Origin of the sequence: Staphylococcus sp. IVB6181 (genome assembly GCF_025561445.1) — a bacterium.
GTDB classification, from domain to species: Bacteria; Bacillota; Bacilli; order Staphylococcales; family Staphylococcaceae; genus Staphylococcus; species Staphylococcus simulans_B.
This window is the reverse complement of sequence record NZ_CP095096.1, coordinates 1,399,664-1,412,372: the sequence shown is the minus strand read 5'-3', so window position 1 is coordinate 1,412,372 and position 12,709 is coordinate 1,399,664. Positions and strand designations below refer to the sequence as shown.

At 37.7% G+C, this 12,709-nt stretch carries 9 protein-coding genes and 1 other RNA gene; 1 reads left to right on the top strand and 9 read right to left on the bottom strand.

Features of this window, described 5'->3' with window-relative positions; translation table 11 throughout:
• The first annotated feature begins 23 nt into the window (after positions 1–23).
• Positions 24–1,304, top strand: coding sequence for a replication-associated recombination protein A (locus MUA90_RS06870; RefSeq protein ID WP_262585904.1), 1,281 nt, complete (start codon positions 24–26; stop codon positions 1,302–1,304).
• A gap of 30 nt (positions 1,305–1,334) precedes the next feature.
• Here the strand turns inward: MUA90_RS06870 and MUA90_RS06865 are convergent, their stop codons facing one another.
• The 9 genes from MUA90_RS06865 to recJ all read right to left on the bottom strand — a co-directional run bounded on the left by MUA90_RS06865 (position 1,335) and on the right by recJ (position 12,622).
• The gene (locus MUA90_RS06865) at positions 1,335–2,132 is read right to left on the bottom strand and encodes a tRNA threonylcarbamoyladenosine dehydratase (RefSeq protein WP_262585903.1); all 798 of its coding nucleotides are present in this window, start codon (positions 2,130–2,132) and stop codon (positions 1,335–1,337) included.
• 128 nt (positions 2,133–2,260) lie between these two features.
• Positions 2,261–2,451: non-coding RNA, 6S RNA (gene ssrS, locus MUA90_RS06860), on the bottom strand.
• Between the two features lie 72 nt (positions 2,452–2,523).
• Positions 2,524–4,290 (bottom strand): aspartate--tRNA ligase, encoded by a 1,767-nt coding sequence (aspS, locus tag MUA90_RS06855; RefSeq protein WP_114603218.1) that lies wholly within the window; start codon positions 4,288–4,290, stop codon positions 2,524–2,526.
• Positions 4,291–4,305: 15 nt separating this feature from the next.
• Positions 4,306–5,580, bottom strand: a complete 1,275-nt coding sequence (gene hisS / locus MUA90_RS06850) for a histidine--tRNA ligase (RefSeq protein WP_262585901.1) — start codon at positions 5,578–5,580, stop codon at positions 4,306–4,308.
• A 323-nt stretch (positions 5,581–5,903) separates the two neighbouring features.
• Positions 5,904–6,779 (bottom strand): N-acetylmuramoyl-L-alanine amidase, encoded by an 876-nt coding sequence (locus MUA90_RS06845; RefSeq protein ID WP_262585899.1) that lies wholly within the window; start codon positions 6,777–6,779, stop codon positions 5,904–5,906.
• Complete coding sequence (gene dtd, locus MUA90_RS06840) at positions 6,776–7,228, bottom strand: D-aminoacyl-tRNA deacylase (RefSeq protein ID WP_262585897.1); 453 nt, start codon at positions 7,226–7,228, stop codon at positions 6,776–6,778. Before dtd ends, MUA90_RS06845 begins: the two co-directional genes overlap by 4 nt.
• Positions 7,229–7,244: 16 nt before the next feature.
• Complete coding sequence (locus MUA90_RS06835; RefSeq protein WP_262585896.1) at positions 7,245–9,434, bottom strand: RelA/SpoT family protein; 2,190 nt, start codon at positions 9,432–9,434, stop codon at positions 7,245–7,247.
• Positions 9,435–9,811: 377 nt separating this feature from the next.
• Complete coding sequence (locus MUA90_RS06830) at positions 9,812–10,330, bottom strand: adenine phosphoribosyltransferase (protein ID WP_105992624.1); 519 nt, start codon at positions 10,328–10,330, stop codon at positions 9,812–9,814.
• An 18-nt stretch (positions 10,331–10,348) separates the two neighbouring features.
• Positions 10,349–12,622, bottom strand: coding sequence for a single-stranded-DNA-specific exonuclease RecJ (gene recJ, locus MUA90_RS06825; protein WP_262585894.1), 2,274 nt, complete (start codon positions 12,620–12,622; stop codon positions 10,349–10,351).
• Positions 12,623–12,709: the final 87 nt, after the last annotated feature.

The following is a 12,709-nucleotide window of genomic DNA, read 5'->3' as shown; positions in this document are numbered from 1 at the left end:
TAATAGAAAGGTGTGACTCAATATTGAATAATGAACCTTTAGCATCTAGAATGCGTCCGCAAAACCTAGATGAAATCATATCACAACAACACTTGGTGGGTCCAAAAGGAATCATTAGAAGAATGGTTGAATCCAAACGTTTAACTTCTATGATATTCTATGGACCGCCTGGTATTGGAAAGACGAGTATTGCTAAAGCAATAGCAGGCTCAACTGAATATAAATTCAGACAGTTAAACGCTGTTACTAATACTAAGAAAGACATGCAAATGGTTGTTGAAGAAGCGAAAATGTCTGGTCAAGTCATCTTGTTATTAGATGAGATTCATCGCTTAGACAAAGCTAAACAAGATTTCTTGCTGCCGCATTTAGAGAACGGCAAAATTGTCTTAATCGGCGCAACAACATCAAATCCTTATCATGCAATCAATCCAGCGATACGTTCTCGTGCACAGATTTTCGAACTCTATCCTTTAGATGAAAATGATGTCAAGATTGCATTAGAACGTGCACTTTCTGAAGAAGACAGAGGTTTAGCAAAATACAATGCTGAACTGGATGAAGATGCTATGTTGTACTTCTCAACACAAAGTCATGGCGATGTCCGCAGTGCATTGAATGCTTTGGAACTCGCTGTGCTGAGCGCAAAACCGCAAGAGGATGGTACCATCCATGTCACGCTTGAAGATGCGAAAGACTGTATGCAAAAAGGCAGCTTTGTCTCAGACAAAGACGGCGATATGCATTATGATGTCATGAGTGCATTTCAAAAGTCGATTCGCGGCAGCGATACTGATGCAGCGCTTCATTATTTAGCCAGATTGATAGAAGCCGGTGATTTGCCGACTATCGCAAGACGATTGCTTGTTATCAGTTATGAAGATGTCGGATTAGCTTCACCTGGTGCAGGACAAAGAACACTTGCTGCGATTGAATCTGCTGAACGCTTAGGCTTTCCTGAAGCACGTATTCCGTTAAGCCAAGCAGTGATCGAATTATGCTTGTCACCGAAATCAAATTCAGGTATTACGGCCATCGATGCGGCATTATCTGACATTAAAAAGGGACATGTCGGACAAATTCCAAGCCATCTTAAAGATGGTCATTATGCCGGTGCTAAAGAGCTTGGACGTGCCATCGGCTATCAATATCCGCACAACTCAGAAAATGGTTTTATTCCGCAGCAGTACTTGCCGGATAAACTTAAAAACAAACATTATTATAAGCCGAAAACAACTTCAAAAGCTGAGCAGCAATTCAAACAAATCTATGATAATATTTCCAAACAACAACACAAATCTTAAACAGGTTGATATCAGAATCGTAATACATGATTACGATTCTTTATCAGCCTTATATTTTTGTTTGCCGTCTTTAATTCGTGTTACAGGAATATCTTTAAGTACGTCATTAATGACATAACTTGCACAAATCAAACCTACCACACTTGGTACAAAAGCATTTGATGATGGCGGTATTTGTCCTTTTCTTGTTGCCGCATTTTTATCGCCTACAGTTTCCTTCACATCTTCTCTGATTACAATCGGACTTTCATCAGAGAATACTACAGGTACGCCCTTTTTAATCCCGTCTTTTTTCAGCTTTTGTCTAATGATTTTCGCAATCGGATCTGTATGTGTTTTTGAAATATCTGCAATTTGGAAGCGTGTAGGATCTGTCTTATTTGCAGCACCCATACTAGAAATCAATTTGATACCACGTTTTAAGCATTCTTCCATTAAGTGAACTTTGTAAATAATTGTATCGCTTGCATCAATGATATAGTCAATATCATAGTCATTGAACAGCGCTTCATATGTATCTTCGTTATAGAACATATGTAATGAAGTCACTTTACAATCTGGGTTAATCAACTTAATACGTTCTTCCATTAATGATACTTTGCTTTGGCCGATTGTTGTCGTCAATGCATGCAGCTGACGGTTAACATTTGTGATATCGACATCATCTTTATCGATCAAAATGATATGGCCGATATTTGTTCTTGCTAATGCTTCAGCAGCAAAAGAACCAACACCCCCAACGCCTAAAACAGCAACTGTTTGTTCTTTTAATAAATCCAGTCCTTCTTTACCATAAGCCAATTCATTACGTGAAAATTGATGCTTCATTCTACTTCTTACTCCTTTTGTATTACTTAACTAACATTGAACCATTATAACAAACTTTTGCAAGTTCATTTCTTAACATTTTCTAAACTTTTATAAAAAAAATACGCAGGACCGAAGTCCTACGTACGATAGAATCCGTTGTACCGTAGTTGTTAGCGCTTGATCATTTTGGCCTGCTAATTACAGGTGGGTGCCCTGTTTCTTGTTTTGCACGTCCTCCTTTAGAGGCGTGTGCGCTGCAAGAAAACCTATTGGGCTCCCTGATCAAAGAGTGTTAGGTCAAAATACATACAGCAAACTACGAGTATTTCAGACGACTATCTTATAATTAAATATTACCACATTATTTCCAATTTGCAAATTTAAAAGCCATTGAAATGGAAATATTTTATTAGTGACGAATACGTAAGGCTAACTCTTCAAGTTGTTTGTCAGATACTTCACTTGGTGCTTGTGTCATTAATGATACAGCTGATGCTGTTTTAGGGAATGCGATTGTGTCGCGCAAGTTTGTACGTCCTGTCAATAACATTACAAAACGGTCTAAACCTAATGCGATACCGCCATGTGGCGGTGCACCATATTTGAATGCATCAAGCAAGAAGCCGAATTGATCTTGTGCTTCTTCTTTTGTGAATCCAAGCACTTCAAACATTTTAGATTGAATGTCGCCGTTATGAATTCTGATTGAACCGCCGCCAAGTTCATAACCGTTTAATACGATATCATATGCTTTTGCTTGAGCATTTTCTGGTTCTGAGTCTAATTTTTCCAAGTCTTCATCTTTAGGAGATGTGAATGGATGGTGTGCTGCCACATAACGTTTTTCATCTTCGTCATATTCTAATAACGGCCAATCTGTTACCCATAAGAAGTTTAATTTGTCTTCGTCGATTAAACCTAACTCATGTGCAAGTTTCACACGCAATGCACCTAAACTTTGTGCTACAACACTTGGTTTGTCAGCAACGAATAATACTAAATCCCCTGCTTTTGCGCCTGTTAATGATTTTAATTTTTCAACATCTGCATCTTCGAAGAATCTTGCAATTGGGCCGCTTAAGCCGTCTTCAACAACTTTAACCCATGCTAGTCCTTTAGCACCGTAGATATTAACAAATTCTGTTAATTTATCAATGTCTTTACGTGTATATTTGTCTGAAGCACCTTCTGCTACCAAGGCTTTAACTTCTCCGCCTTTTTCAACTGTATCTTTGAAAACTTTGAAGTCCATTGTTTGACCAAGTTCGGATACATCTAATAATTCCATATCGAAACGTGTATCTGGTTTATCAGAACCGTAACGTGCCATTGCTTCTGCATAAGTCATGCGTGGGAATTGTTCAGTCAATTCGATGCCTTTCACGTCTTTTACGACTTTTTTAAGCATGTCTTCGCCCATTTCCATAACATCTTCTTGATCCACGAAACTCATTTCGATATCGACTTGTGTAAATTCCGGCTGTCTGTCTGCACGCAAGTCTTCGTCACGGAAACATTTAACGATTTGATAGTATTTGTCGAATCCGCTGATCATCAATAATTGTTTGAATAATTGCGGAGATTGCGGCAAGGCATAGAATTTTCCTTCATGCACACGAGAAGGAACTAAGTAGTCGCGAGCACCTTCAGGTGTTGATTTTGTTAAGAATGGTGTTTCAATATCTAAGAAACCTTCGTTATCAAGATATTCATGAATTGAACGTGTAATATGGTGACGCATTTTGATTGTTTGCGCCAACTCTTGTCTTCTTAAATCTAAATAACGATATTTCAAACGAATATTTTCGTCAACTTGTTGTGAATCATCGTTGATTGAAAACGGAGGTGTTTGTGCTTTATTGATAATGTTGATTTTATCTACTTGCACTTCAACATTACCTGTTTTGATTTTATTATTGACTGTTTCAGGATCACGCTTAGTGACAGTACCTTCAACTTCGATGACATATTCTGAACGGATAGATTCTGCAATTTCTAATGCTTCTTTAGAAAAATCAGGGTTGAATACGATTTGTACATAACCTTCGCGGTCACGCAAGTCTACGAAAATCAATCCGCCTAAGTCTCTGCGGTTATGCACCCATCCTTTCAATGTTACGTGCTGTCCTAAAAAGTCTTCAGTTACAAGACCACAATAAGTTGTTCTTTTACTCATTTTCATACTCTCCTCTTATTTTGCTTTCTTTTCTTCGAAATACGATACTAAATTTGTTAACTGAATACTTTCAGTTTCGCCGCTTTCCATATGTTTAATATCGATTTTTCCATCTTCAAGTTCTTGCTCACCGATAACAATGGTATATTCTGCACCGACACGGTTTGCTTGTTTCATTTGACCTTTGATTTTACGTTTCAAATAGTCTTTATCTGCTTTAATACCGTGATGACGCAAGTCGTTTAATAATTTAACGGCATAGCGATCTGCTTTGTCGCCCATTGTTACGACGAATAAGTCAAGATGATCTTCGTCTTCGATTTCGATACCTTCTTCTTCAAGTGCAAGCAATAAACGTTCAATACTTAAAGCAAAACCGATACCTGTTTGTTTAGGTCCGTCTAACAATTCAAGCAGACCATTGTATCTTCCGCCGCCGCATAACGTTGTGATTGCACCGTCGTAATCTGGACTATCAATCATCAATTCGAATGCTGTGTGTGTATAGTAGTCTAATCCGCGTACAAGATTTGGATCTTCTACATACGGAATGCCTAATTCATCTAAATAACTTTTCACTTGTTCGTAATATGTTTTAGATTCTTCGTTAAGATATTCTGTAATACGCGGTGCTGTTTTAACCGCTTCTTTATCTCTATCGACTTTACAGTCAAGAATACGCATTGGATTTGTATACAAACGTGATTGACAATCACTGCAGAATGTATCGATAACAGGTTCGAAGTGTTCGATTAATGCTTGGTTGTATTCTTTGCGTGATTCAAAATCACCGACACTGTTAATCACTAATTTCAAGTGTTTTAAGCCGAATGATTGATAAATATGCATCACCATAGCAAGTATTTCAGCATCAACACTTGGGTCTTGTGCACCAATCGCTTCTACACCGAATTGGTTGAATTGGCGATAACGTCCTTTTTGTTTACGTTCGTATCTGAACATAGGTCCGTTATAATACAATTTAATCGGCTGGTTCGGGTCGCCTTGCATTTTATTTTCAATATATGAACGCACAACTGCAGCTGTACCTTCAGGTCTTAATGTAATACTTCTGTCGCCTTTATCTTTAAATGTATACATTTCTTTTTGAACGACATCTGTAGAGTCGCCGACACCTCTCGCAAATAAATCTGTGCTTTCGAAAATCGGTGTACGGATTTCTTTATAATTATAAAGTTCCATTAACTCGTCTAATTTTGATTCAATATATCTCCATTTTCTGCTTTGATCAGGCAGTATATCTTGTGTACCGCGCGGTATATTTATCATCTCGTCACTTCCTTTTAGAAATAAAAACCCCCTGCATGATATCACTATCACACAAGGGACGAATTTTCCGTGTTGCCACCCTAATTGAGCCGAAAAAATCAGCTCCACTTTAAACATTTAACGTATGTCTTACGGAAGTACAACAGCAAGTATTGCACTTCACCTCTTCTTGTGTTCAATATTGACACCCTTACTCTGCATAATCTTTCAGCCAAGGATTATTTCTCTTTTGCCATTTCGTAATGTCTATTCAAGAATCATAACGGTTTTAATTATTTTATTCAGATACTATCATAACGATTTTTAGCATTGATTGCAACTATTTAAGATGAAAAGTACATACGCAGACCGTCAACAATTGCTTGTTCCAATACTTGTCGGTGCAATTTATCGCGAATCATCATTTCATCTGTCGGATTGCTGATATAGCCTAATTCAATCAATACTGCCGGCAGTTTCGACTGTCTCAGTACTTGATAATTTTCTTGTCTTGCACCTTTAGGCGATAACAATCCTTTTTTCTGTATACTCATGCTCAAAGCTTCCGCAAGGTCTTCTTGCTGCTTCTTAAACCAGTATACTGTCACACCATTAGCTTCAGGTGATTTCAATGCATCATTATGTAAGCTGATAAATGCGTCGCCTTTGAAATTTCTGTCTTTCAATTTGACGTATTCATCTTTATCTCTTGTCATTTTGACTTTAGCGCCTTCTTGTTCTAATTTCTTTTTAAGTTCTAAACCTGTTTTCAAGGTGTAAACTTTTTCAAGTGAATTATATTTGGTTGAACTGGAAGCACCCTGGTCTCCTCCGCCATGACCAGGATCCAGTACAATCACTTTGCCTTTTAACGGCTTAGCATTCGGATCATTATCCGGAGGAATATCTAAATCCGTATGCCAGCCGGCAACCCAACCTTTATCTTTGCCGTCTTTTGTTTCTACATAAAGCCATTTGCCTCTTTTATCAATTTGATGAAAGGTTTGGCCTTTCTCAGCTGGAAAAATTTCAGGATAGACTGCGTTAGGTCCGGTTCTTAATTCTGCATCTTCTTTCATTGTGACACTATCATCATGTTTATATTGATAATTCGCTACCAATATGATGATAAAGACCAAAATGATAATTAGAATCAGGGCAATCAGCACGGGAATAGGTTTCAGTCTATTCTTTTTAAACCACCGTTCAATTCGGTTCATATCACTTTGCCGTCCTGACTTTCATAGATAATAGTTACAGGACCGTCATTTGCGATATCCACCAACATATCTGTTCCGAATTCACCTGTCTTCACTTCAAGATCGAATTGTCGTAACTCGTCATTTAAAGCTTCATACAAACGATTCGCTTCATCAGGAGCTTTTGAATTTGTAAATCCGGGTCTGTTGCCTTTCTTAACATCCGCATAAAGCGTGAATTGAGAAATCGACAATACAGAACCTCCGATTTTCTGTACATTCAAATTCATTTTTCCTTGTTCATCTTCAAATATTCTTGCATTTGCAATCTTTTTTGCTACTGCTTTCACATCTGCTTCTGTAGAATCTTGTCCGACACCGACCAATAAACATAAACCTTTCCCGATAGATGCGTTGATCGAGTCATTTGTTACAGATGCTTGTTTAACACGTTGTACTACTACTCTCATATAATAAACACCTCAGTTAGTTCCAGACTCTTGTAACTGTATAAACATCTCCTAGTTGTTTGATACGCTCAACAACTTTGAAGACTTCATTGACATTTTTAACCATAACACTCAAGTTAATGATAGCATTTTTCTCTACGTCAGATTTACCAGAAACCTTAACTAAATTACTATCAGTTGCATTCACTGCCTGCAATACTTCATTAAGCAGGCCGTTACGGTCATAAGCGGTTACTTCTAAATCAACTTGATAACGTTGTGTGGAGTCTTTAGATTTTACCCACTCCACATTGATTAAACGTTCTGTTTCGTTTTTAATGTTCGGACAATCGGTTCTGTGCACTTTAATACCATGTCCTTTAGTAATATAACCGACAATATCGTCTCCAGGTATAGGATTGCAGCATTTAGACAATTTAATCAATACGTTTTCTATACCTTCAACATACACGCCGCTGTCAGTCGTAATATTATCTTTAATCGGTACTGATTTTGTGACTTCTTGTGCTTCATTCAATGCACGCTGCTTATCAAGAATACGTTGTTTCTCAGTTAATTTGTTGACGATTTGAGAAGATGTCACACCGCCGAAACCGACTGCTGCGAATAAATCATCTTCGTTTGAGAAGTTGTATTTTTGATTCACAATTTCAATATTAGATTCAGTTAAAACATCTTCTGTTTTGAAACCTTGTTCCTTGATTTCAGCTTCTACCATGAATTTACCTTTTTCAATGTTAGAAGAACGATCTTGTTTCTTGAAGAAGCTTTTAATCTTGCTTTTTGCACTGGATGAGCGCACAATTTTCAACCAATCGCGACTCGGTCCATACGAATGTTTACTCGTACGGATTTCAACGATATCGCCGGTTTGCAGTACATAATCAATCGGTTCGATTTTACCATTGACTTTCGCACCGATCATTTTATTGCCGACTTCACTATGCACAGCATAAGCAAAATCAATCGGCACTGCACCATACGGCAGTTCGATAACATCACTTTGCGGTGTGAAGGCGTATACTTTATCACTTTGCAGATCAAACTTCAATGATTCCATAAATTCTTGAGCATCATTTGCTGTTTTATCCGCTTCAGCCAAATCTTTCAGCCATGATAATTTTTTAGCATAACCTGAATTATCTTCTGTTACTTTTTTGCCTTCTTTGTAAGCCCAGTGTGCCGCAACCCCGTGTTCTGCTATTTCATGCATTTCATGCGTTCTGATTTGAATCTCCAACGGGTCGCCGTTCGGACCGACTACTGTCGTATGCAAGGATTGATACATGTTTTGTTTCGGCATGGCAATATAATCTTTAAATCTGCCTGGCATAGGTTTCCATAACGTATGTACCAAACCTAAGACCGCATAACAATCTTTAATCGAATCCACAATAATGCGGACTGCTAATAAGTCGAAAATCTGATCGAACTGTTTCTTTTGTTTCATCATTTTGCGATAAATACTGTAGATATGCTTCGGACGGCCATTAATTTCGCCTTCAATATGCATTTTATCCATCTCAGCACGAATACGTTCAATCGCATTCTTAATATACGCTTCACGCTCACTGCGCTTTTTCTTCATGAGATTAACAATACGGAAGTACTGTACGCCGTCAATATAGCGCAGCGCGATATCTTCAAGTTCCCATTTAATGGTATTAATCCCTAAACGGTGTGCAAGCGGTGCATAAATTTCTAATGTTTCTTTAGAAATTCTGATTTGCTTTTCTCTCGGCATTGCTTTTAATGTTCGCATATTATGCAGTCTGTCGGCTAATTTTACTAAGATGACCCGAACATCTTTTGCGATCGCAATAAACAATTTACGATGGTTTTCAGCTTGTTGTTCTTCTTTAGAGCGATACTTCACTTTCTTTAACTTAGTAACCCCTTCGACAATCATGGCTACTTCATCATTAAACATTGCTTTTACGTCATCAAATGTGTAAGGCGTATCCTCGATAACATCATGTAAAAAGCCCGCAACAATGGTCGGACCATCCAGATGCATTTCAGTTAAGATTCCAGCCACTTGAATGGGATGCATAATATATGGCAGACCATTTTTTCTGAATTGTCCTTGGTGTGCTTCATAAGCAATATGATAACTCTTAAGGACATGTTCATATTCTTCTTTACTTAAATAAGACTTTGCTTTGTACAGGACCTCGTCTGCACTGTACGGATATTCATTATTCACATTAGACACCCCCACATATTCATTTTTCATATAAATGTTATGTTTCAAGTATAAAGAGGCATACCGCATAGAATTCAGATGAATTTTATTTAAGTATTTTGAAAATGATGATAGGTTACCACTCCTATCTCATAAACAATTGACCTCATTCTTTAACCGCGACCTACATTTATATTAAATAATATATCTATTCTACTATACATTGACAGATAATTGAACCTCTATACGAACCACATTGTTTAAACATTCACAATTATCCTGCAATATACAGCGAACCTTTCTTTATACGGAATTAATATTTATTTTAAAAATAAAAGTCTGATATTGCAAATAAATAAATGTATCGCCTGCCAAACGAAAGCAAGCGATACATTCTATTATTCATCGTATGAAATTAAACTTAATACTTCATAATCTTTTATTTTTTCAATACCATGCAAGTATTTCAATTCGATAATGAATGCAATACCAGCTACAATGCCGCCTAATTCTTCAACAAGTTTGATTGTTGCTTCAATTGTTCCGCCAGTTGCTAGCAAGTCATCAGTAATTAAGACACGTTGACCTGGTTTGATTGCGTCTTTATGCATTGTAAGAACGTTAGTGCCATACTCTAAGTCATATTCGTATTTAATGACCTCACGCGGTAATTTGCCCTCTTTTCTTACAGGTGCAAAACCAATTCCCATAGAGTAAGCTACCGGACATCCGATAATGAAACCGCGGGCTTCTGGTCCGACTACGATATCAACTTCTTTTTCTTTAGCAAAGTTGACGATTTGATCTGTAGCGTAGCCATAAGCTTCACCGTTATCCATAATTGTTGTGATGTCTTTAAAGTTTACGCCCTCTTTCGGCCAATCTTGTACCTCTGAAACATATTGTTTTAAATCCATTTCTATATATCCTCCTAATTACTTAGCTAGCTGTGCTTTAATCCAATTTTTAACTTTTGAAAAATCATCATACAATAAGAATTTTTCAACATCCATCCGCTTTTGTCTAGCTTGGTAAAGCTTGCTGGATGTTATGTCCTTTTTAACCACATTCTGGTTCACTTTGATTATACCATGATTATCCTCAATGAAATCCAATTCATTGAATACTTTGAGGATAAAAATGAGCAATGGCGGCTTGATTTTCAGAAATTCGCATAGCTGCATGCCGTCTTGCTGAAGATTGACTTCATTCTTAGCCATCAGTGCTTTATAGCAAGCTTTAAAATGATTCATACTCGGCATGCCGTCAAAGTAAATCGACTGCTTATGTTTTAATTCTAAAATAATCTGGCTCTCTTGCATGGAGTTCAGTGTTGTCTCCATTGTTTCTAAATTCAACGGCAATTCTTTAAACACATAGCGTTCATATGGTCTATCAATCATATCCCCATAATAATATTGATGTTCATGCGTCTTAGTTTGCTGTGCATTGATAATTTCTGCTGTAGAGGCTTCATCATGCATTTCATGCTGACGGGCTTTGCCTCTGAAATCAAGAATTTGAAGTGCTTCTGAAGCCATATCCTGCACCATGAACTGCGGTGATTGATTGCCGTTCCATTCATTAATTTGAAGCGCACCAATCATATTCAACGGTTCATACGGTTCAAGCTGATTCGCATATTCGCCGTGCTGCCAATAAAGTGCTTGCAGTTTTGAATCCCCTAAAGTCATTTTTAAATGCTTGCCTTCTTGTCCGATACCTTTTGCTTGTTTGACAACAACATTATCAAGTTCGAACAACGGACTTGTAAAATCAGTACCGAACGGTCTCAGTTTTTGAATATCTGCGATATTTTTAACTGTGATGTCCGATTCTGTCAATACTAAATCCACTTTCTTTCTTGGTGTTAAATCTTCTGTGTGCGCAATTTCTTCCATATGCTGATTCAGCGCTGCTTTCAAAGGTTCAATACTTTCAATCGGAAGTGTCATACCTGCTGCCATGTGGTGGCCGCCGAATTTCGAAATCAAACTGCGTTCTTTATCTAGTATTTCATACATTGATACTTGCTCGATACTTCGTGCTGAACCTTTCGCAAAGTCTTGTGCAGTATCGATATTTAAAATAATTGTCGGTAAGCCGTATGTTTCTACGATACGTGAAGCAACGATACCTAAAACACCTTCATGCCAGCCTTCTTTAGCAAGAATTAAGAAACGATTTTTGGCATCGACTTCTGCTTGTGCCATCTCTAAGGCTTCTTCCGCAATTTCTTGAACGATATCTTTTCGTTCTTGATTAAAGTGTTCAACTTGTTCAGCTAAGAACTCAGCTTCATCTGCACTTTCGCACATTAATAATTCTGCAGCTAATCCTGCATCATCCAAACGGCCGACCGCATTTAATCTCGGACCGATAATAAAGCCGATAGTTTCTTCAGTAATCACGTCGCTATGACCTGCTTGATTCAATAAAGCTGTGATTGAATCAAACGGCTGATCGTTCATAACTTTCAAACCTTGTTGAACGATGGCACGATTTTCATCTGTTAATGAGACTAAATCCGCTACAGTACCGATAGCTGCTAAAGCAGTAAAAGATGGTGATGGATGATCCAGCAATGCTTGTGCAATTTTCAAAGCTACACCGGCACCGCTTAAATATTTGAACGGATAATCAAATTCAGGATGCATTGGATGTACGATTGCGTAGGCATCCGGCAAAGTTTCGCCGATTTCATGGTGATCGGTCACAATCACATCGATACCCAATGATTTTGCGACTTCCATTTCATGATGGCCTTGAATGCCGTTATCGACTGTAATTATTAAATCGATACCTTCATCAGCCGCATTTTTAAATGCTGCTTCGTTCGGGCCATAACCTTCTGTGAATCGATTCGGTATGTACCAGCCGACTTCAGCTCCCAATTCACGCAAAGCCGTAACTAAAATAGAAGTAGACGTAACACCATCCGCATCATAATCTCCATAAACCAAAATGCGCTCTTTTTTGTCGAGAGCATGATTGATTCTATCAACAGTCTTCTGCATATCACTTAATAAAAACGGATCATGTTTCAACTGAGATGGTACAAGCAGGTTTTGAATCTCCTCTTGTGCAACAATACCTTTGCTTTGCAGTACTTTTTGCACAATCGGCGTTAATTTCAATGATTGTACAACTTCAGGTGCGATTTCCATATTATTTTGTTGTAAGTCCCATTTATACTTAGCTTTAATCATAGAACGACTTCCCTCTTTTCCACATGTCATTATACAGAAGAACCAAAAAAATAAAAAGCAACTTCTACTGAAATACTGTTTTTCTTT

What these genes read in the sequence shown, in the direction of transcription:
- MUA90_RS06865 (WP_262585903.1), bottom strand. Translation starts at nt 2,132, where the DNA reads ATGAAGCATCAATTTTCACGTAATGAATTGGCTTATGGTAAAGAAGGA.
- aspS (WP_114603218.1), bottom strand. Translation starts at nt 4,290, where the DNA reads ATGAGTAAAAGAACAACTTATTGTGGTCTTGTAACTGAAGACTTTTTA.
- hisS (WP_262585901.1), bottom strand. Translation starts at nt 5,580, where the DNA reads ATGATAAATATACCGCGCGGTACACAAGATATACTGCCTGATCAAAGC.
- MUA90_RS06845 (WP_262585899.1), bottom strand. Translation starts at nt 6,779, where the DNA reads ATGAACCGAATTGAACGGTGGTTTAAAAAGAATAGACTGAAACCTATT.
- dtd (WP_262585897.1), bottom strand. Translation starts at nt 7,228, where the DNA reads ATGAGAGTAGTAGTACAACGTGTTAAACAAGCATCTGTAACAAATGAC.
- MUA90_RS06830 (WP_105992624.1), bottom strand. Translation starts at nt 10,330, where the DNA reads ATGGATTTAAAACAATATGTTTCAGAGGTACAAGATTGGCCGAAAGAG.
- recJ (WP_262585894.1), bottom strand. Translation starts at nt 12,622, where the DNA reads ATGATTAAAGCTAAGTATAAATGGGACTTACAACAAAATAATATGGAA.